This window comes from Mycobacterium riyadhense (assembly GCF_963853645.1).
Lineage (GTDB): Bacteria > Actinomycetota > Actinomycetes > Mycobacteriales > Mycobacteriaceae > Mycobacterium > Mycobacterium riyadhense.
Genome location: NZ_OY970456.1, coordinates 1,141,846 through 1,165,313, shown reverse-complemented (window position 1 = coordinate 1,165,313; position 23,468 = coordinate 1,141,846). Strand labels below are relative to the sequence as shown.

23 protein-coding genes are annotated in these 23,468 nt (G+C 66.2%); 9 read left to right on the top strand and 14 right to left on the bottom strand.

Features of this window, described 5'->3' with window-relative positions:
• Positions 1 to 48: 48 nt before the first annotated feature.
• Both AADZ78_RS05345 and eccCa read right to left on the bottom strand, forming a co-directional pair.
• Complete coding sequence (locus tag AADZ78_RS05345) at positions 49 to 1,248, bottom strand: type VII secretion-associated protein (RefSeq protein ID WP_085249878.1); 1,200 nt, start codon at positions 1,246 to 1,248, stop codon at positions 49 to 51.
• Positions 1,245 to 4,778, bottom strand: a complete 3,534-nt coding sequence (gene eccCa / locus AADZ78_RS05340) for a type VII secretion protein EccCa (RefSeq protein ID WP_085249877.1) — start codon at positions 4,776 to 4,778, stop codon at positions 1,245 to 1,247. The genes AADZ78_RS05345 and eccCa overlap by 4 nt, the downstream gene beginning before the upstream one ends.
• A gap of 94 nt (positions 4,779 to 4,872) precedes the next feature.
• Here eccCa and eccD point away from each other — a divergent pair, with 94 nt between their 5' ends.
• Both eccD and mycP read left to right on the top strand, forming a co-directional pair.
• Entirely contained in the window at positions 4,873 to 6,219 is a 1,347-nt protein-coding gene (gene eccD / locus AADZ78_RS05335; RefSeq protein ID WP_085249876.1) for a type VII secretion integral membrane protein EccD, read from the top strand.
• A 2-nt stretch (positions 6,220 to 6,221) separates the two neighbouring features.
• Positions 6,222 to 7,592 carry a type VII secretion-associated serine protease mycosin gene (gene mycP, locus AADZ78_RS05330; RefSeq protein ID WP_085249875.1) on the top strand — a complete coding sequence of 457 codons (1,371 nt, stop codon included), beginning with the start codon at positions 6,222 to 6,224 and terminating at the stop codon, positions 7,590 to 7,592.
• Here mycP and eccB read toward each other — a convergent pair.
• Positions 7,563 to 8,930, bottom strand: a complete 1,368-nt coding sequence (gene eccB / locus AADZ78_RS05325) for a type VII secretion protein EccB (protein ID WP_085249899.1) — start codon at positions 8,928 to 8,930, stop codon at positions 7,563 to 7,565. The genes mycP and eccB overlap by 30 nt on opposite strands.
• A 130-nt stretch (positions 8,931 to 9,060) precedes the next feature.
• On the opposite strand from eccB, the gene AADZ78_RS05320 reads away from it, so the two are divergent.
• The 5 genes from AADZ78_RS05320 (at position 9,061) to AADZ78_RS05300 (ending at position 14,541) form a co-directional block, all read left to right on the top strand.
• On the top strand, positions 9,061 to 9,834 hold the full coding sequence (locus tag AADZ78_RS05320; protein ID WP_139828614.1) for a cutinase family protein: 774 nt from the start codon (positions 9,061 to 9,063) through the stop codon (positions 9,832 to 9,834).
• 31 nt (positions 9,835 to 9,865) lie between these two features.
• A complete protein-coding gene (locus tag AADZ78_RS05315) occupies positions 9,866 to 10,495 on the top strand; it encodes a cutinase family protein (protein ID WP_139828613.1) in 630 nt (209 codons plus the stop codon).
• Between the two features lie 133 nt (positions 10,496 to 10,628).
• Entirely contained in the window at positions 10,629 to 12,284 is a 1,656-nt protein-coding gene (locus tag AADZ78_RS05310; RefSeq protein ID WP_085249874.1) for a purine-cytosine permease family protein, read from the top strand.
• Positions 12,285 to 12,391: 107 nt separating this feature from the next.
• A complete protein-coding gene (locus AADZ78_RS05305) occupies positions 12,392 to 13,375 on the top strand; it encodes a PPE family protein (RefSeq protein ID WP_139828618.1) in 984 nt (327 codons plus the stop codon).
• Positions 13,376 to 13,407: 32 nt separating this feature from the next.
• Positions 13,408 to 14,541, top strand: a complete 1,134-nt coding sequence (locus tag AADZ78_RS05300; RefSeq protein WP_085249896.1) for a PPE family protein — start codon at positions 13,408 to 13,410, stop codon at positions 14,539 to 14,541.
• Here the strand turns inward: AADZ78_RS05300 and truA are convergent.
• The 9 genes from truA to AADZ78_RS05255 form a co-directional block, all read right to left on the bottom strand.
• Entirely contained in the window at positions 14,538 to 15,380 is an 843-nt protein-coding gene (truA, locus tag AADZ78_RS05295; protein ID WP_085249872.1) for a tRNA pseudouridine(38-40) synthase TruA, read from the bottom strand. The genes AADZ78_RS05300 and truA overlap by 4 nt on opposite strands.
• Complete coding sequence (gene rplQ, locus AADZ78_RS05290) at positions 15,376 to 15,945, bottom strand: 50S ribosomal protein L17 (protein ID WP_085249871.1); 570 nt, start codon at positions 15,943 to 15,945, stop codon at positions 15,376 to 15,378. Before rplQ ends, truA begins: the two co-directional genes overlap by 5 nt.
• 40 nt (positions 15,946 to 15,985) lie before the next feature.
• Positions 15,986 to 17,029, bottom strand: a complete 1,044-nt coding sequence (locus tag AADZ78_RS05285) for a DNA-directed RNA polymerase subunit alpha (protein ID WP_085249870.1) — start codon at positions 17,027 to 17,029, stop codon at positions 15,986 to 15,988.
• A 73-nt stretch (positions 17,030 to 17,102) separates the two neighbouring features.
• On the bottom strand, positions 17,103 to 17,708 hold the full coding sequence (gene rpsD / locus AADZ78_RS05280; protein ID WP_085249869.1) for a 30S ribosomal protein S4: 606 nt from the start codon (positions 17,706 to 17,708) through the stop codon (positions 17,103 to 17,105).
• Positions 17,709 to 17,722: 14 nt separating this feature from the next.
• Entirely contained in the window at positions 17,723 to 18,151 is a 429-nt protein-coding gene (gene rpsK / locus AADZ78_RS05275) for a 30S ribosomal protein S11 (RefSeq protein ID WP_085249868.1), read from the bottom strand.
• A 4-nt stretch (positions 18,152 to 18,155) separates the two neighbouring features.
• Complete coding sequence (gene rpsM, locus AADZ78_RS05270; protein ID WP_085249867.1) at positions 18,156 to 18,530, bottom strand: 30S ribosomal protein S13; 375 nt, start codon at positions 18,528 to 18,530, stop codon at positions 18,156 to 18,158.
• A 193-nt stretch (positions 18,531 to 18,723) separates the two neighbouring features.
• Positions 18,724 to 18,837: a 50S ribosomal protein L36 gene (gene rpmJ, locus AADZ78_RS05265; RefSeq protein ID WP_003879483.1), complete on the bottom strand. Its 114-nt coding sequence runs from the start codon at positions 18,835 to 18,837 to the stop codon at positions 18,724 to 18,726.
• 52 nt (positions 18,838 to 18,889) lie between these two features.
• On the bottom strand, positions 18,890 to 19,111 hold the full coding sequence (gene infA, locus AADZ78_RS05260; protein WP_003418601.1) for a translation initiation factor IF-1: 222 nt from the start codon (positions 19,109 to 19,111) through the stop codon (positions 18,890 to 18,892).
• Between the two features lie 222 nt (positions 19,112 to 19,333).
• A complete protein-coding gene (locus AADZ78_RS05255) occupies positions 19,334 to 20,842 on the bottom strand; it encodes an HNH endonuclease signature motif containing protein (protein ID WP_085249866.1) in 1,509 nt (502 codons plus the stop codon).
• A gap of 113 nt (positions 20,843 to 20,955) precedes the next feature.
• Here AADZ78_RS05255 and AADZ78_RS05250 point away from each other — a divergent pair, with 113 nt between their 5' ends.
• On the top strand, positions 20,956 to 21,807 hold the full coding sequence (locus AADZ78_RS05250; RefSeq protein ID WP_085249865.1) for an LLM class F420-dependent oxidoreductase: 852 nt from the start codon (positions 20,956 to 20,958) through the stop codon (positions 21,805 to 21,807).
• Between the two features lie 15 nt (positions 21,808 to 21,822).
• Here the strand turns inward: AADZ78_RS05250 and AADZ78_RS05245 are convergent, their stop codons facing one another.
• Both AADZ78_RS05245 and AADZ78_RS05240 read right to left on the bottom strand, forming a co-directional pair.
• Positions 21,823 to 22,080, bottom strand: coding sequence for a hypothetical protein (locus tag AADZ78_RS05245; protein ID WP_239655248.1), 258 nt, complete (start codon positions 22,078 to 22,080; stop codon positions 21,823 to 21,825).
• Between the two features lie 103 nt (positions 22,081 to 22,183).
• Positions 22,184 to 22,405 (bottom strand): hypothetical protein, encoded by a 222-nt coding sequence (locus tag AADZ78_RS05240; protein WP_211286225.1) that lies wholly within the window; start codon positions 22,403 to 22,405, stop codon positions 22,184 to 22,186.
• A gap of 67 nt (positions 22,406 to 22,472) precedes the next feature.
• Between AADZ78_RS05240 and rfbB the strand changes: the two genes are divergently transcribed.
• Complete coding sequence (rfbB, locus tag AADZ78_RS05235; protein ID WP_085249864.1) at positions 22,473 to 23,468, top strand: dTDP-glucose 4,6-dehydratase; 996 nt, start codon at positions 22,473 to 22,475, stop codon at positions 23,466 to 23,468.

Below are 23,468 nucleotides of genomic sequence, written 5' to 3'. Positions count from 1 at the left end.
CGAATACGACGGCAGATCGGTGCCGTTAGGTTCCACCCAATTTCTGGCTCACTCAAGGGCGTGCGCGGACCGCACCGCCTGCTCGCACGCATCATGAACGGCATCGGGCGCAGCTGGCCTGCTCTGACATCCGATGCTGATCCGGATCGCGCCGTCGAGCAGTACCGTCCACCGCACGTCATGTCCGGCGCGCACCTCGCGGTAGGTCACCGCGGGCCGGCCGGCACTGATGCCGGCGGGGTTGAAGTCGACGAACACTCCGGCGGGCTCCGCGTCAATGGCCCGCTGCAACCGCTGCGCCGTGCCGGTCAGCGTCTCACCGGCCACCGGCGATTGCGTCACATGCAACGCCACCTCGGGATCTGACGGCGACGTGACCTGCACACGCGCCGAGCCCGGCCCGGCGACCACCCGCTGCGTGGACCAGCTCGCGGGAATTGTCAGCACCACCCGGCCCTCGACCAGAGATGTGGTCGCCGCTACCGGCATGGCGGCGCGATGGCCCGCCTGTGACGCCGTTGCCACCGCCGGAACCGCAAGGACGGCGCCGGCGACCGCAAGCCAGGCAACCGGTCCGACCCGGGATCGGCCAACCATGGCGTCCGGCCTCCGCGGGGACGGCTCAGGTGGCGCGTCCCTGGCCAGCCGCGCCAGCCGCGCATCACCGATTTCCACCGCCGCCCACCCCGCATCGCGCAATGCACCGGCGATCAGCGTCCCAAGCTGCGGCGCCCCCGCGACCGAATTCGGTGCGTCGACCAGCACCGCCACCGTCGCGTCGGCGGCCATGTCTGCGACAACGCCTGCGACCTCCTCAACAACCGGCCGAGGATCGCCACCCCGCGCCACGCCAACCACCTCGTCGGCGGCGACCATGACCAACCGCTCGGCGATCTCTACCACCACCGCCGGTTCCGCCGACGCCGGGGCCAGCAGCCAGGACCGCGGCCGCACCACCGCGTCATCGGCCACCGTCTGCGCGGCCGCGGCCACCACGCTCACCCGCGTGGCCGACCACCACGATGGATGCACGACGGTCACGCCGTGGTGACTACACATCACTGAGCGCAGTGCACCGGACCAGACTGATGAGACGTCGACCGGGCGATCGTCCACCAGCACCACCGAATCGTCTATCGCGCCCAGCGCGGCCGCAACCAACTTCATGTCAGCGATACTGCTTCCGGCGCAACACAATCGGCGAATCGTGCCGGGGCCGGCCTCGATGACCGCCCGGTGTGGACTCACGGCGCCGCCGGGCTCCAGGCCACTTGCACCACCTGCTCGTCACCGGGGCGGGTGATCAGGGTGCCGCGGCCCGCCGGCAGCGGCACCGGAACGCATGACCCGAACAACGTTCCCTCATCCGGTCGTCCGCTCATTACCAGTGCCATGCAACCGAAGTCGCGCAGGCCCGCCAGCATTGGCTCGAACATGGCCCGCGACGCGCCTCCGCTACGCCTCGCCACGATGACGTGCAAGCCGAGATCCCGCGCGTGCGGCAAGTATTCGAGTAGGCCCAGCAGCGGATTGCCCCCGCACGTGGCGACCAGGTCATAATCGTCTACCACAACATAGATGTCCGGCCCGGACCACCAGGACCTGGTTCGTAACTGTGCCGGAGTCACCTCGGGCGGAAGCATCCGCGCCCGCAACCGGTCCGCCAGCGGAGGCAGCAGTTCACCCAGCGCCGCAAGCGACATGGCATAGCCGTCAACATGTTCCGAGTCGACGACGCCGAGCAGCCCGCGCCGGAAGTCGACGATCAGCAGGTGGGCTCCGCGAGAGGTGTTGGCCCGGATGATCTCACGGCACAGGGTTCGTAGCGTGGCGGTCTTACCGCAGTCGTTGTCGCCAAGCACCAACAGATGCGGGTAACGCTCGAAATCGACGGCGACCGGGCGCAGCCGGCGCTCCTCAAGTCCGAGCAGAATCCGGCCATGCACGTCGTTGCTCGCTTGCTGGACAACGGTTTCGTAGTCCACGCGCGCCGGCAGCAGCGGTATCGGCGGCGCCGCTGCACCATCGGAGCCGCGTTGCACCGCCCGCCCGGGCAGCGCGATAGCCATGTGCAGCCCGTTGTGGCACACGCCCCGGCCCGGCTTGTCGCGCGGTACCTGCTGCGCCTGCCTGCGGTCCACTTCGGAATCCGCGGGATCACCCAGCCGCAACTCGATGCGGGTGCCGATCTGGTCTTTCAGCGCAGGTCTGATCTCCGCCCAGCGCGATGCCGACACGACTACATGGACCGCGAACGAAAGCCCTTGGACCGCAATCGCGGTGATCGACTCCGCAAGCGCCTCGAACTCATGGCGCAGGCTCGCCCAGCCATCAATGACGAGAAACACATGCGCAATCGAGCCGAGGCCGCGGCCCCGAAAAGTGGCCTCCCGAAATCGCACGATCGACTCCAACTCGGCGACCATGCGTCGGACCAGCTCAGGCTCGGCCCTGCCGGCGACGTCGCCCACGTGTGGCAGTTCGCGCAGCGAAGCCAGCGCTCCGCCGCCGAAATCCAGGCAGTAAAACTGCACCTGGGCCGGCCTGTGGGTAGCGGCCAAGGCCGTGATCAGAGTCCGCAGTGCGGTCGACTTGCCCGATCGCGGTGCCCCGACAATCGCGACATTGCCTGCGGTTCCGGACAAGTCGACCGTCAGCTGCGTTCTCAACTGCTCAAACGGTCGGTCGACGACGCCGATCGGCACCACCAGCTCACCCCGAGTCGCTCCGTCCAGCAGCGTGTCCACTGTCGGTGCGGCCCCTAGCGGAGGCAGCCAGACTTGGTGCGCGGGCGGTCCAAGCCCGGTCAGCCGCTCCAAGACCGCGCGCAACACGGTACGCCCGGCCGCATCGCCCGCCCGGGTCACCGGACCATTGGGCTGACTACTAAACAGCCGCGCCACGGTAGCCGCGGGCCGCTGCTCGGGAAGTGGTCCCGAAACGAACGCGGCCTGAAATCGGAACAGGTCCCCGGCTGCGGTGCGCAGGAACCCCACGCCGGGCGTGTTCGGCAGCTCATAGGCGTCGAGGGCGCCTAGCGCTGCTCGTGAGTCGCTGGGAGACAGCGTCTTTAAGCACACACGATAGGAGAGATGAGCTTCCAGTCCACGCAGCCGGCCCTCGTCGAGGCGCTGGCTAGCCAGTAACAGGTGCATACCCAGCGAGCGGCCGAGCCGGCCGATTGCCACGAACGTATCCGCGAAATCGGGATGCTGACAAAGCAGTTCGGCAAATTCGTCGACAATGACGAACAACGTTGGCAGGGCGGTCAATTGTGCGCCGTCGCGGCGCGCCTGCTCGTAGGCCGCGACGCTGACGAAGTTTCCGGCCGCGCGCAGCAGCTGCTGCCGACGGTTCATTTCACCGGCCAGTGCGTCGCGCATCCGGGCAACCAGCGGCGCTTCATCGGCGAGGTTGGTGATGACGGCGGCCACGTGCGGTGCTCGCCCGAGGTCGAGAAACGTTGCCCCGCCCTTGAAGTCGACCAACAGCAGGTTGAGCGCTTCGGGAGAGTTTCGCGCCATCATGCCCAATGCGACGGTGCGGAGCAGCTCCGACTTGCCCGACCCGGTGGCACCGACACAAAGGCCATGCGGACCCATACCCCCCTCCGCGGGCTCCTTGATGTCCAACTCCACTGGTGCGCCATCGACAGTGACTCCAATCGGCACACAGAGCCGGTCATCGTGGCTTTGGTTGCGCCACAGCGTGATCGGGTCGAAGCCAGCGATGTCGCCGATGCCGAGTAGGCGGGGCCAGTCCGGATCACCGTCACATCGTGCAATCCGGCAGGAGGCCAGGCGGCGGGCGCAGACCACCGCATCAACGGGATCCATCTGGTCCGGGCACTCCAATATTGTCTTCGCACCGGCATACCTGACGACCAGCGACCCGTCGGCGGGGTCACTGCCCACCTGCAGCGTGATCACATCGGGCATGTCACTGCCCACGGCTGTCTCGGTGTCGACGATCACCACCACGCGAGCGGCTTTGGCGAAGGCGAGCGCACCACTGTCCGCCGCCAGTGTCTGGTAGTGCGGCAACCATTTCAGCCAATCCCAGTGGGCGCGGTTGCGATCACTGACCACGCCGGCGATCGACACGTGGTCGGGAGCGTGCAGCACCGCCAGCTGGCAGGTCATCGCGCGCAGCAACGCACGCACCCGCGTCACATCGCCGTCGATCGTGATGGCCCCGCGCAGTGGGATCGTGACGGGCACATCCGCAACCGTCGAATGCACGCTCAGAAAGCGGCGCAGCGCTGTGACGGTTACCGGATCCGACCGATGTGAGGAGGAGATCTGTGGGGCCAGCAAACGCCGGGCGAGCGGCTGGACGCCACGGCCAACACGGACGCGGCAGAATTCGGGATCGGCCCGCCGGCGTTCCCACATCCGCGGGCCGCCCACCAAGGTCCATAAGGCATCGGGCGCAGGATGCGCCCGGTTCAGTGACGCACGTTGTGCCGCAGCGATTTCAGTGACGGAGCTGCGCAACTCGCTCAGGTAGGCGAGGTAGTCGACGCGAGCAGTGCCGATCTCGGCGCCCCGACGACGGCCCGGCCCGGTTACCGCGGTCACCGCCAACGAGACCAGCATCATGATCGGGAAGGCCAGGAATGTGGGGTTGCGCGTCGGCGCCGCCCCCGATAACGAGGCCGCAGCCACGACGCCCAACGTCGCGACGGAGATGGCCACCGGCAGCAGCCTGATCAACAGGCCGGGCGATGCAGTTCGCGGCACCTCGGGCGGCGCGGCAACCTCGATGTCGGCGGTCACGGTTGGGCGACGTTAGGCAGCTCCGTAATCGAGCGCAAGTCGCCTGTGCACAACCGAATACCGGATCACCCGGAACTGGCTAGCGTCCCGCGATATGTCTGCATCCGATCCCGGCCTGCGCCGCGTCGCCGTGCACGCCGGCACCACCACCGTCGACCTGTCACTGCCTGCCGCGGTGCCGATTGCCACGCTCATTCCATCGATCATCGACCTGGTGGGCACCCGAACCGCGGATTCGGCGGCGGTGCGTTATCAGCTGTCCCGCCTCGGCGCGTCGCCGCTGCCGGGCTCGACGACGTTGGCGCAAAACGATATCCGAGACGGCACGGTACTGGTCCTGAACCAATCCACTGCCGAGCCGCCCGTCACACGTTGTGACGATGTTGCTGAGTCGGTTTCGGTGACGCTCGATGCCACGACCCGACCACGGTCTCGGAAAGCGACCCGGCTCACTGGAGCCGCCACGGCGATCTGCCTGACCGCTACCGGTGCTTTCGTTCTAGCGCGAAACGCACTCAACGGCACCGCTACTCGGCATGTCGGCACAACGGCGGCCGTTGCTGCGGCAGCCGCCGTGATCGCCCTGCTCTGTGGCGCGATTGCACACCGGACGTATCGCGATACGATTGCGGGTCTCGCGCTCGGCCTTATCGCCATCGTGTTCGCCGCGGTTGCCGGCCTGCTGGTGGTGCCCGGTGTTCCCGGTGCCGCAAGCGCACTGCTGGCCGCGATGGTGGCGACGGTCGCCGCGGTGTTGGCGATGCGCGTAACGGGCTGCGGTGTAGTCACATTGACCGCCGTGGCGTGCACTGCAATAGTCACCGCCATCGCTGCGCTGGCGGGTGTCCTCGTCGCGGCCCCGCCGTACACAATCGGTTCGGCAGTCGCACTGGCGTCTCTGGGGCTACTGGAGCTATCCCCGCGGATAGCGATCCAGCTAGCCGGGTTGTCGCCAACAGACAATTCCTTACCGACAGCAGACCTACTGGCCGCCAAGGCTATCCGCGCCGACGCCTGGTTGACCAGCCTGCTTGCGGCCTTCGCATCGTCGGCCGGCGTGGGTGCCATCGTCGCCGCGATCAGCGCCCGCAAAGCCATCCCGTTGGCCGCCAGCATTGCCGCTCTGATGCTGCTACGGGCACGTACAGTCGAATGGAAAAGGACATTGGTGTTGGCCGTCAGTGGAATTGCCACCGCAACAACAACCTTCGCTGTCGCCGCGGTCCACACTCCGCAGTACGGGCCATGGATAGCCGCGCTGACAGCGATCCTGGCTGCGGTGGCGATATACCTCGGCTTTATTGCTCCCACGACACCGCTCTCGCCAGTCGCACGTCGACGCGTCGAAGTGCTGGAGTGCTTGACGCTGGTCACGGTGGTGCCTCTGACATGTTGGATTTGCGGTGTGTTCGGGGCGGTTCGCGGCCTCGACCTGATATGAAGATGAAGACGTCACAGCTCATGCGGCTGCTGGTGATCGCGGCACTGACGGTACTTTCCCAGTGCACCGCACCGTCGGCGCGCGCGGTTTCGCCGCCGCCGATCGACGAAAGGCGGCTGCCCGTACCGGCATTGCCAGCGCCGCAGCAGCCTACCGTGCAACGCGAAATCTGTACGGTGGCGAAGGAAGCATCGGACAGAGCTGACCTCCCTGCTCAGCTCGCCGATCTCGACCTAGCGCAGATCTGGCAACTCACCCGCGGTGCAGGCCAGCGGGTGGCGGTCATCGACACCGGCGTGTCGCGGCACCGACGGCTGTCCGATCTGGTGGCCGGCGGCGACTATGTCGCCAACGGCGACGGCACCCAGGATTGCGATGCGCACGGCACCTTGGTGGCCGGAATCATCGCCGCTGCACCCAGTTCCACGACCGACCGGTTCAGCGGCATGGCGCCTGACGTCACCTTGATCAGCATCCGCCAGTCGAGCGCCAAGTTCGCTCCGGTCGGCGACCGGTCCGGCTCGGGGGTGGGTGACGTCGACACCTTGGCGAAAGCCGTCCGGACGGCCGCCGATCTCGGCGCGTCAGTGATCAACATTTCGTCCGTTGCGTGCGTTCCCGCGGCGGACGCGCTCGACGACCGCGCGCTCGGCGCCGCACTGGCCTATGCGGTCGACGTCAAGAACACCGTCGTCGTGGCCGCGGCCGGTAACTCCGGCGGCGGGGCGCAATGCCCAGCTCAGCGCCCCGATATGACCCGGGACACCGTTACTGTCGCGGTCAGTCCGGCCTGGTACGACGACTACGTGCTGACCGTCGGTTCGGTGAACGTCAAAGGCGAACCATCGGCATTCACCCTGGCCGGACCGTGGGTGGATGTCGCCGCCACCGGTGAAGGCGTGACCTCGCTCAGCCCAGTCGGTGATGGCCTTGTGAATGGCATTGACGGACAACATGGTTCGGAACCATTATCCGGCACCAGCTATGCCGCGCCGGTGGTCAGCGGGCTGGCCGCCCTGATCCGGGCGCGGTTCCCGTCATTGAGTGCACGGCAGGTGATGGCGCGCATCGAGGCGACCGCGCACCACCCGCCCTCCGGATGGGACCCGCTCGTCGGCAACGGCACCGTCGATGCTCTGGCCGCGGTCAGCACCGGTACAACCCCACCATCCCCCAGTCGCGCTGAGGTAGCGACCCCGGTTGCCATGCCGATCGGGAAGCCGCCGACGCCCAAGCCATTGAACAACCGGGCCCGAGACACTGCGTTTGGTGGCGCGGCGATCTGCCTGGTTGCGCTGGTGGCCACGCTGGGCCTCGGTGCCGTGTCAGGCCGGAAACCCCGGCTAAGGCAGCACGGCGTCGCGGGCAACTGACGCCCGCTGTCTGCTCAGCTCCGGACCCGACGGCAGTGTGGCCAACACCGGCCACGGGGCCGGAACCGCGGCCGGCGGCAATCCGAGGTCATGTGCCGCGTCGTCGTCGTGGACCGCGAACCGCACCCCGCTGTCGGTGACGAGATAGCGCGCGCCAGCCCGCGTGCCGTCCGCCACGTAGGCGCTGCGGCCCGGCGGGAGGTACACCGCGTCCAGCGCGGGGCCGCGGCCATCGGCTTGCGCCAACCGTACTGGCACCTGCCCGGCCGGCACCGGCACGCCGCTGCCAGCGGAGAACGCAATCTCGGGACGACCGGGTTGTGCCGGCGACCAGCTCGCGCACACCGTGGCACCGTCGGATTGCGCCGGCGCCCGGTCGGGAAAGGTGGACACCGGCAGGGTGTTGACGATCGGCACGGCTCCGATCAGGTCGGGCGCCACCGCGATGGCGGTGGCGGTGCCCTGCGAGTTGCTGAACCGCAACAGATCGGCGGCGACCTGGCCGATTCGTTGCACCCCGTCGCCCAGCACCACGTAATATTCGTCACCGTCGGCGCGTGTGATCCGCAGCACACTGCCGACCGCAAATCCGGGTGGGCCGGCCGGTGCCCGCACCCCGGCGCCCCCGATCCGGGGGGCCGTGATCGACGGCGCCTCCGGTACGGCGTTGAGCAAAGACGGCGAGACGACCCGCGGCACCCGCGCCTCGAGCTTGAGCGCGCGCCGCACCGCAGGGTCAGTCAGATCCACCATCGCCCGCTGTCCGCGGTAGAGCAGGTAGGCCGGCGAACCGGGGCCAGGCGAAACCAGGATGGTCTGGTCGGCAGCCAGCGGGCGGACCGACGAACTCGCAGCGGTTCCGACGATGACCGTCGTTGCCCCACCCATGTCGGAATCACAGATCGTCCACATCGATTCGGCGACGGACAGCGGCGGCGCAAGGAAGTGCGGCGCACCCGGAATGCCCAGCAGGGCACCGCGCTTGGTGCGGTGCAGTTCGGACTCGCGCACCGGCCGCGGGCTGGCGTCCGTCGCCGCGATCAACCGTGCCGACGCCAGGTTCAAAACCGGATGCCAGGTATCGCCCACTCGTACGTAAAGCGCTCCGGACTCCCGACCCATCACGATTCGCGCATCACCGAGACCGGCCTGCGGACTCAGCAAAGCGATGAACGCGCATCCCGCCACCGCGATCGCTGTCAGTAGGCACCCCACCATCAAGGACGCCGGGTGCCGCCGCAGGGGTTGGTTGGCCGTGCGGATATCACAGCGCAGCAATGCGCACTCGATACGCCGCACCAGAAATCGATGGCCACTGACGTGTAGCCAGGTAGTCATCTTCACCCCCCGAACGTCCCCCAACAGCCCGATCGTTCAGGCTTAAGGTAGGCCGCCGGCCGACCGTTTCGCGTCGTTCATCCACAGGCTGCGAGGTTTCACCGCAGCCGCCCGCGGGTAAAATTTCCGGGTGAATAATCGCCTATTGCGCCCCGGCGCCTTCGCCATTGCCGCCGCGGGCGCTTTGTTGATCGCGCCGAACCTCGGTAGCGCCACGACCCCGATCGCTTCCGCCGACAACTGCCCGGACGCCGAAGTCACCTTCGCCCGCGGCACCAGTGAGCCGCCCGGCATCGGCCGCGTCGGCGAGGCCTTCGTCGACTCGCTGCGCCAGCAGACCGGCAAGAACATCGGGGTTTACGCGGTGAACTATGCCGCCAGCCGCCTCCAGCTGCACGGCGGTGACGGCGCCAACGACACCATCGCACACATCAAGTCGATGGCCTCGTCCTGCCCCAACACCAAGCTGGTTTTGGGGGGCTACTCGCAAGGCGCGGACGTGATCGACATCGTGGCCGGAGTTCCGTTGGGCGGCATCACTTTCGGCAGCCCGCTACCGGCCGAATACGCGGACAACATCGCAGCGGTAGCGGTATTCGGCAACGTGGCCAATCGCAGCGGCGGGTCGCTGACCACGCAGAGCGCATTGTTGGGATCGAAGGCGATTGACCTGTGCAACCCCAGCGACCCGATCTGTCACGCCGGACCCGGCAATGAGTGGAGCGGGCACACCGACGGTTACGTCCCCGTCTACACCACCCAGGCGGCGAGCTTCGTTGCGACCAAGCTGATGTCGTCGCCGGTCATGCAAATACCCGGTTCGGTCCCGCAGGCGCCCGGGCCCCAACCTGTACCCGGGCCCGGCTCCCAGGTGCCCGGCCCCGGCCCCGCGTCCATTCACTGACGCGGCGTCAACAAGCCCGTAACATTGCCGCATGAGGCTGATCGGGCTAATGACGGCCGCCGCAAACGCGGCGGCCGCATTGCTTGCACTTCCCGTGGCACCCAAGGCGTCGGCAGCCTGCCCGGACGTCCAGGTGGTCTTCGCACGGGGAACCGGTGAGCCGCCAGGCGTCGGTCGGGTAGGCCAGGCCCTGGTCAACTCGCTGCACCAACAAACCGGCAGAGCCATTGCGGAATACGGGGTGAACTACCCGGCGAACGACGACTTCCTGGCCGCCACGGCCGGCGCGAACGACGCCAGCGACCATGTCCAACAAATGGCCAGCACATGCCCCAACACCAAGCTGGTGCTCGGCGGGTACTCGCAGGGTGCCGCCGTGATCGACATCGTCACTGCCGCACCATTGCCCGGTCTGGGCTTCAGTCAGCCGTTACCGGCCGAAGCCGCCGAACACGTCGCTGCGGTCACTCTTTTCGGCAATCCGTCCGGCCGGGCGGGTGGGCTGATGACCGCCTTGAGTCCGCATTTCGCGGGCAAGATTCTCAACCTGTGCAACGAGGGCGACCCGATCTGCTCGGGCGGCAACCAGTGGAAGGCACATATGGGCTACGTGCCCGGCTTGACCAACGAGGCCGCGAGTTTCGTCGCGAGCAAACTCTAAGACCTAACGCAAGTGGCGTCCCACGCAATACGCGGTTAGGATCACCGCACCTCACCAACGACGCTGACCCGCACTTTCAAGGTTTCACAAGGATATTGGCAATCTTTTGACAGGTTTGCGTCTAGGAGGATTGATGCACGCCGTTGAGACGGACATCGAGAGCACTCCCCCAGCGAACCTCGACAAGGCCACGGCCAGCGGACAGACACTCGAGGACTACACGCTGCGCTTCGCACCACGCAGCTACCGAAAATGGTCACCGGCGGTGGTGGGCATCTCGGCTCTCGGTGGCATCGCCTATCTTGCCGACTTCGCGATTGGGGCCAACGTCGGCATCACCTGGGGTACCGCGAATGCCCTGTGGGGCATCGGGATATTCGCATTGGTGGTTTTCACCACGGGGCTGCCGCTGGCCTACTACGCGGCGCGCTACAACATCGACCTGGATCTGATTACCCGCGGAAGTGGCTTCGGCTACTACGGGTCGGTGGTGACCAACGTGATCTTTGCGACGTTCACGTTCATCTTCTTCGCCCTTGAGGGCTCGATCATGGCTCAGGGCCTCAACCTCGGCCTGCATGTGCCGCTGTGGCTGGGCTACGCCTGCTCGACCTTGTTGATCTTTCCGTTGGTGATGTACGGCATGAAAGTCCTGTCACAGCTTCAACTTTGGACTACCCCGCTATGGCTGTGCTTGATGGTCGCCCCCTTTTGCTACTTGCTGATCAGCCATCCCGATTCGGTTGGGCAGTTCTTCGCCTATGCCGGCAAAGCCGGTCACGGCGGCGTCACCGCAGGCTCCGTCCTATTGGCCGCGGGCGTCTGCCTATCCCTGATCGCTCAGATCGCCGAACAGATCGACTACTTGCGCTTCATGCCGCCGCGTACGCCGGAGAACTCACGCAAGTGGTGGACGTGGATGCTGCTAGCCGGGCCCGGCTGGGTGGTGTTCGGCGCGATCAAGCAGATTATCGGGCTGTTCCTGGCGGTCTATCTGATTTCCAACATCGCTGGGTCCACGGCAATCGCCAACTTGCCGGTACACCAATTCACGCAGATCTACCGCAATTTCATGCCCGACTGGTTGGCGCTCACCCTCGCGGTCGTCTTGGTGGTCCTCAGCCAGATCAAAATCAATGTCACGAATGCGTATTCGGGCTCGCTGGCGTGGACCAATTCGTTCACGCGGGTCACCAAGCATTACCCCGGGCGCGTTGTGTTCCTCGGGGTAAACCTTGGCATCGCGCTAATCCTGATGGAAGCCAACATGTTTGACTTTCTCAACACCATTCTTGGGTTCTACGCCAACTGTGGCATGGCGTGGGTGGTGACCGTGGCGTCCGACATCGTCTTCAACAAATACCTACTTGGGCTCTCCCCACGCACCCCCGAGTTTCGCCGCGGGATGCTGTACGCCATCAACCCGGTCGGTTTCGGGTCGATGTTGTTGGCCGCCGGGATCTCCATCGTCGCGTTCTTCGGCGGCCTGGGCGCGGTACTGCGGCCCTATTCGCCGTTGGTGGCGATCGTCATCGCGTTGGTGATGCCGCCGATCCTGGCAATTCTCACCAAAGGCAAGTACTACCTTCGGCGCACCCACGACGGCATCGAGCTGCCGATGTACGACGAGCACGGCAACCCCTCAGGCGAGCACTTGAACTGCCATGTTTGCGCCCAGGACTTCGAGCGGCCCGACATGTTGACCTGCGAGGCCCACCGCGCCCATATCTGTTCACTCTGCTTGTCCACCGATAAACACGGCGAGCACGTGCTTCCGGCGCACGCCTAGCGCCAGTCAGTTACATTTCCCCGCTCAAGAAAGCTTCGATCACTATTGACGCGCCGATCGACCCGTACATCTTCGGGGCCTTGCCGCCCGAGATCAACTCCGGTCGCATGTATGCCGGTGTCGGTTCGGGGCCCCTGATGGCCGCCGCGGCGGCGTGGGACGAGCTGGCGGCAGAACTCACGTCGGCGGTAACTGGCTACAGCTCGGTGCTTTCCGAGCTGACGAGCCTGCCGTGGCGGGGACCCGCGTCGGTGTCCATGCTCCGCGCGGTCACACCCTATGTGGCCTGGATGCAAACCACGGCCGCGCAGGCCGAGCAGACACGCATGCAGGCTAGGGCCGCCGCCGCAGCCTACGAGGCCGCGTTCGCGATGACGGTGCCGCCGCCGCTCATCGCGGCAAACCGGGCTTTGCTGATGGCGCTGATCGCAACGAACTTTTTCGGGCAGAACACACCAGCGATCGCGGCCACCGAAGCCGAATACGCCGAGTTCTGGGCGCGGGACGCCGCGGCCATGTACGACTACGCCCGCGCCTCGTCAGCCGCCTCCGCATTGACCCCGTTTGCATCGCCGCCGACCACCACCGACCCCGACATCGCCCCGCGGCTGATCCCCAAGCTGCAACCGGTGAAACCGCCCTGGCTTCCGATACTTCCGACCAACGACTGGAACGCGTTGGTTAACACGTGGGGATTGGCCTATTTCGGAATGGGGATCATCCAGCTCGGTACCCTGTTGGCCCAACAACTGATCTCCGAACCGGTGAGCGCAGCGGCCGGAGCCCCCGCCGCCGGCGCGGTGGCGTCCGGCGTAGCGCGCGTGGTCTCCGCGCCGGTGGCGGCGGGTTTGGGACAGGCGGACCAGGTCGGGTTGCTATCGGTGCCACCGAGTTGGACGACCTCGCCTCCCGTGTTAAACGGTGACGCCGCCGGGATTTCGGGCATCAGAGGCGCTGCCGCACCGACCAATTCATCCGGGCCGTCAATTCCGGGTGCACCGCCGGCCAACGCCGAACGGCCCGCGAATTTTGCTCGACGTCGGTACGGGCGACGCTTCAGGGTGATGTCACGTCCGCCGGCCGCGGGCTAACACTTCAGGAAGGAAGCGACATGTTGCCAACGGTGGACTTTGGGGCATTGCCGCCCGAGATCAACTCCACGCGTATGTATTCCGGTCCGGGGTCGGCGCCGATGTTGACCGCCGCGTCGTCGTGGAGCGGGTTGGCCGCCGAGTTGACCTCGACCGCAACCGATTACGAGAAGGTGATCAACACGCTGCGCTGCGAAGAGTGGGTGGGCCCCTCGTCGGCGGCGATGGTCGAGTCGGTCGCACCCTACGTGGCGTGGCTGCGTGCCACCGCCTCTCGGGCCGAGGAGTCGGCCAGCAAGGCGCGCCTGGCGGCTGCGGCGTACGAGACCGCTTTCGCGGCGACGGTGCCTCCGCCGCAGATCGCGGCAAACCGTGCCCGGCTGGCCTCGCTGGTCTCCGCCAATGTCCTGGGTATCAATGCCGCCGCGATTGCGGCCGCCGAAGCCGAATACGGCGAAATGTGGGCCCAGGACGCCGCGGCCATGTACAGCTACGCCGGCACCGCGGCGACCGCCGCGATGGTGACGCCCCACAGTCCGCCCCCGCAGACCACCTGCCCGAGCGGTGCGGCCACGCAGGCCGGCGCCGTGACCCGTGCCGCGGCCACCTCGGTAGGTGCCACACAGTCCACGCTGTCCCGGCTGATGTCGGAGATACCGGGCGTGTTGCGTGGCCTCACAACCCCGTTGACCGACCCCTTTGGACCAATCGAAAAGTTCCTAGAGTGGTATGCGCCCTTCGCAAACTTCTTCTACGACACCCTCGGGCTGCCATTTTTCGGCGCCGGCATTGCCAGCTTCTTTGCCTCGACCGCCAAAACCATGGGCCTCATAGGTCCGGCGGCCGCCGCCGCACCCGACGCCGCCGCGGCCGCGACAGGCGCGGCACATATGGTGAGCGGCGGGCCCGTAGCCGCGGCGGCGGGCAATGCGGGGGTGATCGGCAAGCTGTCCGTACCCCCCACTTGGGCGGGAGCCAACCCGGCGCCAACCCTCACCCCCGCCACCGAATACGTCAGCGATGTCGTCGAACCCGCCGACTTCGCACCGTCCGGAAATGTGGTGGGCGGCATGCCGGTCGCCAGTTCGGGCAAGGGAGGCGCGGGCGCGGGCCCCCGATACGGGGTCCGTGTCACCGTCATGACCCGGCCACCTTCAGCGGGCTAACGCGATCGGATATCGCGGGTGATCAACACTCTCGACCCAAGCTCGTCATCGGGTGGATAGTCGACACCGATCAGCGTCAGGCCGTGCGCCGGTGCGGCCGCGAAGTCGCTGGAACGACTTGTCGCGGTGAGCAATTCCCGACACCAGGCCGCGCTACGCCGGTGCTCACCGACGGCCAGCAAGGCTCCCACCAGCGATCGCACCATCGACCAGCAGAATGCGTCGGCGGTCGCGTTCGCAGTGATCAGATCACCGTCGCGCGACCAATCCAGCCGCTGCAGGTCTCGGATGGTGGTCGCACCATCGCGATGTCGGCAGAACGCCGCGAAATCGTGCAAACCCACCAGTTCTCGCGACGCCGTATTCATCGCATCGATGTCTAGGGCGCGCGGCCAGGCGGTGACGTAGCGCGCCTGCTGCGGCTCCACCCCGTATGGCGCCGTCGACAATCGGTAGCTGTAATGCCGTCGCAGCGCCGAAAACCGAGCGTCGAAATCGCTTGGTGCGCGCGCGATGTCGACGATACGGACATCGGTGGGCAGGAATCTGCCCAATCGACGCAACAACGGCGCAAACTCCGCATCACCGGTGCGCGACGAGCGCGCATAGGCGTTCGGCAATGCATCTACTGGAACGTCAGCATGGGCCACCTGGCCGGTGGCATGCACTCCCGCGTCGGTGCGCCCCGCCGCACGCAGCCGCACGGGCGTGCGGAAGACGGTCGTCAGCGCCTCATTGAGGACACCGGCGACCGTGCGCTGTCCAGCTTGCGCCGCCCAGCCCGCGAAATCGGTTCCATCGTAGGCGATATCAAGCCGCAGACGGACGGTCCCACTAATTCTGGGGGGCCTCTTCGGGCTCGTCGGCGGAGGCCTCTTCGGGCTCGTCGGCGGGGGCCTCTTCGGGCTCGTCGGCGGGGGCCTCTTCGTGCTCGTCTGCGGGGGCCTCCTGGGCCGACTCGGCCTCGGCAGGTGCCGCCGCCACCGCGGGTGCAGCCTTCTTCGAGGCCTTCACGCGTCGTGCCCGGTCGGCCTCCGACGTAACCGTCTTCTCTCGTACCAGTTCGATCACCGCCATCGGAGCGTTGTCACCCTTGCGCGCCTCGACCTTGATGATGCGGGTGTAGCCGCCCTCGCGGTCGGCGAAGAAGGGCCCGATCTCGGCGAACAGGGCGTGCACCACATCCTTGTCACGGAGCTTCTTGAGGACCTCACGCCGATTGTGCAACGTGCCCTTCTTGGCGTGGGTGATCAGCTTCTCCGCGTACGGCCGCAGCGCCCTGGCCTTCGGCTCGGTGGTCTTGATCCGGCCGTGCTCGAACAGGGACGTTGCCAGGTTGGCCAGAATCGCCTTCTGGTGCGACGACGACCCGCCGAGGCGAGGGCCCTTGGTGGGCTTGGGCATTGCTGACGCTCCTGTCTAGATTCTGCTGAGTCCAGCCCCGTTAGAGCTGTTCAGTTTCGGCATAGTCCTGGTCGTCGTAGGCACCCTCGGTGGACCAGGTACCGGTAGCGACGTCGTAACCCGCAACCTCCGAAGGGTCGAAGCTCGGCGGACTGTCCTTGAGCGACAGGCCCAGCTGGTGCAGCTTGACCTTCACCTCGTCGATGGACTTCTGACCGAAGTTGCGGATGTCGAGCAGGTCGGACTCGGTGCGCGACACCAGCTCGCCGACCGTGTGCACACCCTCGCGCTTCAGGCAGTTGTAGGACCGCACCGTCAGATCCAGGTCGTCGATCGGCAACGCGAACGACGCGATGTGGTCGGCCTCCGCCGGCGACGGCCCGATCTCGATGCCTTCGGCTTCGACGTTGAGTTCGCGTGCCAGGCCGAACAATTCGACCAGCGTCTTGCCCGCCGACGCTAGCGCGTCGCGTGGGGTGATGGAACTCTTGGTCTCCACGTCGAGGATCAGCTTGTCGAAGTCGGTGCGCTGCTCGACACGGGTGGCGTCCACCTTGTAAGTGACCTTGAGCACTGGCGAGTAGATGGAATCGACTGGGATACGGCCGATTTCGGCGCCCGAAGCCCGGTTCTGCACCGCCGGGACGTAACCGCGGCCGCGCTCGACGACGAGTTCGATCTCGAGCTTGCCCTTGTCGTTCAGCGTGGCGATGTGCATTCCCGGATTGTGCACGGTGACGCCGGCAGGCGGAACGATGTCGCCGGCGGTAACTTCCCCCGGGCCTTGCTTGCGCAGGTACATGGTCACCGGCTCGTCCTCCTCGGACGACACGACCAGACCCTTGAGGTTCAAGATGATGTCGGTGACATCTTCTTTCACCCCGGGCACCGTCGTGAACTCGTGCAGCACACCGTCGATGCGGATACTGGTGACCGCCGCGCCGGGAATCGACGACAGCAGGGTCCGACGAAGCGAATTGCCAAGGGTGTAACCAAATCCCGGCTCCAGCGGTTCGATGACGAACTGGGACCGGTTGTCGGTGAGGATGTCCTCGGACAATGTGGGTCGCTGTGAGATCAGCATGGTGTTTCTTTTCTCCTTCTCGGCACCCGCTATTTGATGCCGTTAGGTGTCCTGCACCGGCGGTGCGGGGAACTTACTTCGAGTAGTACTCGACGATTAGCTGTTCGGTGAGCGGGACGTCGATCTGTGCCCGCTCGGGCAACTGGTGGATCAAGATGCGTTGGCGCTCGCCGACGACCTGCAGCCAGCTCGGAATCGGACGGTCACCCGCGGTCTCCCGGGCGATTTGGAACGGCACCGTGTTGAGCGACTTGTCCCGCACGTCGATGATGTCGTACTGCGAAACCCGGTAGCTGGGGACGTTGACATGTACGCCGTTGACGCTGAAGTGTCCGTGGCTGACGAGCTGGCGGGCCATCCGGCGGGTGCGCGCCAGGCCGGCGCGGTACACGACGTTGTCCAGCCGGCTCTCCAAAATCCTCAGCAGTTCCTCACCGGTCTTGCCAGGTTGCCGCACGGCCTCTTCGTAGTAGCGGCGGAATTGCTTTTCCATCACGCCGTAGGTGAAGCGGGCCTTCTGCTTCTCCTGCAGCTGCAGCAGGTATTCGCTCTCCTTGATCCGCGCGCGGCCGTGCTGGCCGGGCGGGTAGGGACGCTTTTCGAAGGCCTGGTCGCCACCGACGAGGTCGGTGCGCAACCGTCGCGATTTGCGGGTGACGGGTCCGGTGTAACGAGCCATTGAGTTCTGATCTCCTAGACGCGCCGGCGCTTGGGTGGGCGAACGCCGTTGTGAGGCTGGGGGGTGACATCGGAGATCGCGCCCACCTCCAGGCCCGCGGCCTGCAGCGACCGGATCGCGGTCTCGCGGCCCGAGCCCGGGCCCTTCACGAATACGTCGACCTTGCGCACCCCGTGCTCCTGGGCCTTGCGCGCGGCGTTCTCCGCGGCCAGCTGAGCGGCGAACGGAGTCGACTTGCGGGATCCCTTGAAGCCGACGTGACCCGACGACGCCCAAGCGATGACGTTGCCTTGCGGGTCGGTGATCGTCACGATCGTGTTGTTGAACGTGCTCTTGATGTGGGCAGCGCCGTGCGGGACGTTCTTCTTTTCCCGCCTCCGCACTTTCGGAGACTTCTGCCCCTTCTTAGCGGACGTTGCCTGCCCTTTTTTTGCTGGTGGCATCGGGTTACCTGGCCTTCTTCTTGCCTGCGATGGTGCGCTTGGGGCCTTTGCGGGTCCGCGCGTTGGTTTTGGTCCGCTGCCCGCGCACCGGCAGGCCGCGGCGATGCCGCAGGCCCTGGTAGCAGCCGATCTCGATCTTGCGGCGGATGTCGGCCTGCACCTCGCGGCGCAGGTCACCCTCGACCTTCAGGTTGGCTTCGATGTAGTCACGCAGATGGGTCAGCTGGTCATCGGTGAGGTCCTTGGTGCGCAGGTCCTTGTCGATGCCGGTGGCCGCCAGAATTTCGTTCGAACGGGTGCGGCCAATGCCATAGATGTAGGTCAGCGCGATCTCCATGCGCTTATCGCGTGGTAGATCGACGCCTACTAGTCGAGCCATAGGTGGCGTTTCCTCTTCCTTAGCGGAGGTCTTGTCCCAGTCCGTTCCCTGGCCCCAAAAATGGATTGGGGCTCCGGGGCCCGGCCTCCGTCCGGGCGTGGATGAGCTGGCCCATCTCTATAGATGCCAGCCGCTCATTGGTGCTGGGAGGTCTGCATTCAGTTGTCTGGCGACGCGCGTCAGTCCTCGGGACTCAGCCCTGCCGCTGCTTGTGGCGCGGGTCGGAGCAGATCACCATGACCCGCCCATGCCGACGGATCACCCTGCACTTGTCACAGATCGGCTTGACGCTCGGGTTCACCTTCACGGCGGTCTCGGTCCTGTTCTCTGGGGTTTCTCTCTAGACGTTGTCGTCGTTGCTACTTGTACCGGTACACGATGCGGCCCCGGGACAGGTCGTAGGGCGACAACTCCACGACCACCCGGTCCTCGGGCAAGATGCGGATGTAGTGCTGCCGCATCTTGCCGCTAATGTGGGCGAGCACCTTGTGGCCGTTTTCCAGCTCAATGCGAAACATGGCATTGGGCAGGGGCTCGACCACACGACCCTCGACCTCTATGGCACCGTCCTTCTTGGCCATTAGCTTTCTGGCGATCCTTACTCTTCCTCGTCAGTGCACCGGTTCGGCGCAGCACGTACTACGACTACTAAACGTGGGCCGGTGGTGGAAATTCCAAGACTGGGCACGCCAACAGCCGGCACGGACGCCGCACCGTGAGTCCACATTACCCGCACCGCTGCATTCGGCGCAAAACGCCGCATCGGAATCTACCGGTAAGTCAAACGCCCTTCACGAGCCGTATCAAAAAGGCGGTGGGTCGTCGTCGGTGTCGGGTGGGGCCGATCCGGTGTGGCTTACCGGATCGGCGCGCGGGGTCGTGCGGGCAACTGTGCGGGCGGCGTGGTTTTGGCGGCGTTCGGTGGCGACGCGGTAGGCGCGGTCTTGGGCGCGGGGGCGGCGGCGTTTGGGCATCATCGCGGTGCGCTCACCGCAGTAGTCGTGCGGCAGGTCGACTTCGGGTGCGGCGATGGCGCCGGTGGCGCGACACAGGCTGGGAAACAGCAGCGCGCTGCCCGGCGTGGTGACATACGTGTGTCCCGACGGAGAGGTCAAAATCAGTGTGCCGTCGGGCAATTGCTGTTCGCCCCAGCCCCAGAAGGTTTTCACCAGGTGGTGGGTGGCGCACAGACATTTCAGGTTGGACGCGTGGGTGGGCCCGCCCTGGGCGTAGGGAATCGTATGGTCCACATCGCAGTTGGTGGCGGGCTGGTCGCAGCCTGGCCAACGGCACGTCAGATCCCGGCACCGCACAAAATCGGCCAACGCCCGCGAGGGTCGATAGTGCGGTTCGGGGGCGGCATCGCCAGGGTGGATCAGCGGGACCAGCTTGGCGGTGTTGGCCAGTTCGGCCACCAGCTCGGCGGTGATGAGCCCGTCGGCGCCGATCAGGGAGGCCGGCGCGGTCCCGGTGCCGCTAAGCGTGGCCTGCTCGGCGATCACATGAACGACCACCGCCGTGGCCCCCGGCCGCGCCGCGGCCGCACAATCGGGCCGCCCGCACTGACAGCCCAGCCGATCAGCACCGGCGGCCAACGGCCCAAACGCATCGGCGCGACGCTGCGCGCGGGTGCGCGGATCATGGGCACACACCGTGGCCGCCAAAGCCGTCAACCGCCGATCCAACGCCTGGGCCGCCAAGGCGAACAGGCTGCCACCGACCTCGCACAGACCGTCGTGGCCCGGCCCAATCCAGAACTCGCGATCGACCTGGCGCTCTGTGCGTCGCCGCACCGCATCGGCATCGACTTTGGCCACAATCTTGTCCACCTGCGCGCCCAACCGGGCCTTGGTCAGCGAGGGCCAGCGCCCCACCTGGGCCGCCAACCGCCCATCCACAGCGGCGAGCACCTCGGGGTCGGTGATCAGATCGGTGCGATACACGATCGTCTGAAACATCCGATAGTCGATATCACCCGCCTTAAACACCTCAGCGGTCTGCGGCAGCCGCTCACGCATCGCCCGGGCATACCCCAACCGGCTCGCCGCCAGACCCTGGCTGATCCGCAGCGCCGCGGCCACCTCAGCAGCCACCGCCGCCATCGTGTCGATCGCCCACGCCTCGGTGTCCGAACACCGCGACAGCCGATAGACAAACAACTCCCCGATCGCGACCAATTGCGCGGCCGCCGCCCGGTTCTCCGCGCGCGTGGCCGCGCAGATCCGATCCAGCATCGCCGCCGACTCCGTCGTGGTCGAAGGATGGTGGCGTTCGAAATACTCATCGAACCACGCGTGAATCTCTTCGAACATACATTCGATTATGCCACGCCCGTCCGACATTGTTTTTTGAGGCGCTCTGGAGTGGTGGGGCCGCTAGGCCGTTTCTAGGAATAGGCCCAGGTTGGTTGCAAGTTAGAGCAACCATGACCGATTCTGCTGTTAGTAAACCTGACCTTGGCCGCTTCGGATCCTTCGGAGTGGGCGTCACTCCCCAGCAGGCGAAAGAAATCGAGGCGCTGGGCTACGGGGCCGTCTGGGTCGGGGGTTCACCGCCCGCCGAGTTGGCCTGGGTGGAACCCATTCTCGAAGCGACGACCACCTTGCGGGTGGCCACCGGCATCGTCAACATCTGGTCGGCGGCCGCCAAGCCGGTCGCCGAGTCGTTCCACCGGATCGACAAGGCCTACCCGGGCCGCTTTCTGCTGGGTATCGGTGTCGGCCACCCCGAGGCGACGGCCGCATACCGCAAGCCTTACGACGCGCTGACGGAGTACCTGGACCGGCTCGACGACTACGGTGTGCCCGCCAACCGCCGGGTGGTGGCGGCCCTGGGCCCGCGGGTGCTGAAACTGTCCGCGCAGCGCAGCGCCGGGGCGCACCCCTACCTGACCACCCCGGAGCACACCGCGCACGCCCGGGAACTGATGGGTCCGTCGGCGTTTCTGGCGCCCGAGCACAAGGTGGTGCTCACCACCGACGCTGACAAAGCCCGCGCGGTGGGACGCACGGCCCTGGACATCTACCTCAACCTCGCCAACTACCTGAACAGCTGGAAGCGGCTGGGCTTCACCGACGACGACGTCGCCAAACCGGGCAGCGACCGCCTGGTCGACGCGGTGGTCGCCTACGGCAGCACCGAGGCTATCGCGGCTCGGCTGACGGAGCACCTCGATGCGGGTGCCGACCATGTCCCCGTCCAGATCCTCACCAAGAGCGAAAACCTGGTCCCGGCGCTGGCCGAATTAGCCGGGCCGCTCGGACTAAATCGCTCTTGAGCGAGGTAACCAGCCCTAGTGCCAATAGCCCTCATGCGGTTGTGCTGCTTCGTCTTCGAGCAATGGGCCGATGATCGTGATCGCACGCTGTCCGTGCGCAAGGGCCTCGCGACAACGGAGCGCAAAGGTCGGGTTGTCCGGATTACTGCCGGTTAATTGGAGCAGTCGATGTTCGGGCAGGCCGTAGACGATCTTCCCGATACCCGTCCAGTACGCCGCGCCCGCGCACATCAGGCAAGGCTCGGCGCTGGCGTACAAGGTGGCTTGATTCATCCCGTCGGGACCCAACATACGCACGCAGCCGCAGTGGCGACCACCTCTGCGTGTCGCGTCGGATCACCGTCGGGAGGCCCCGATTGGTTGCCTCGTTCCACGATCACATTGCCCCCGGCATCGGCGACAGGGCAGCGAACGGGGTGTTACCACCCTCCTTGGCCTCGTTGGCCAACGCGAAGGTACGCCGCAGCAGTGCAAGGTCGGGTGTCTCCGATGCGAGCGGTTCGGCGCCGGCCGGGGTTGCACTCATGAAGGGCGCACCAGCCATGCCCGCCAGAACCCAGGCACCGATCAATACCGCCCGTCGTCGCAAGTCGTGCACGGCCGACGATGCTAGTCCTCGGCAGTGAGCGAGCCGGCGGGTCGGCCGCTCGGTTAGGGTTTGACGCATGCGGTTGCTAGTTACGGGGGGCGCCGGCTTCATCGGCGCGAATTTTGTGCACAGCACCCTACGCGAATATCCCGACGACACAGTGACGGTGCTCGACGCCTTCACCTACGCCGGCAGACGCGAGTCGCTGGCCGACGTTGCAGATGCCATCAAGATGGTGGAAGGCGACATCACCAACGCCGACCTGGTTTCCCGGCTGGTGGCTGAGTCCGACGCGGTGGTGCACTTCGCCGCCGAATCCCACGTCGACAACGCGCTGGACAACCCGCAGCCGTTCCTGCACACCAACGTGATCGGGACCTTCACGATCCTGGAAGCGGTACGACACCACGGCGTGCGGCTGCACCACATCTCCACCGACGAGGTCTACGGCGACTTGGAGCTCGACGAGCCGCAGCGCTTCACCGAGTCCACGCCCTATAACCCGTCAAGCCCGTATTCGGCGACCAAGGCAGGCGCCGACATGCTGGTGCGGGCCTGGGTGCGCTCCTACGGCGTGCGCGCGACGATCTCCAACTGCTCCAACAACTACGGTCCGTATCAGCACGTCGAGAAGTTCATCCCGCGCCAAATCACCAACGTGCTCACCGGACGGCGGCCCAAGCTATACGGCAGCGGCCACAACGTCCGCGACTGGATCCACGTCGAGGACCACAACAGCGCCGTCCGCCGGATTCTGGAAAAGGGGCAGATCGGCCGGACCTATCTGATCAGCTCCGAGGGCGAGCGCGACAACCTGACGGTGTTGCGCACCCTGCTGCGCTTGATGGGGCGCGAGCCCGACGATTTCGACCACGTGACCGACCGCGTCGGCCACGACCTTCGCTACGCTATCGACCCGTCCACGCTGTACAGCGAATTGGGTTGGGCACCAATGCACACCGACTTCGAGGAAGGGTTGCGCACCACCATCGACTGGTACCGTGACAACGAATCGTGGTGGCGTCCGCTGAAAGACGCCGTCGAGGCACGCTACGAACATCGCGGTCAGTGA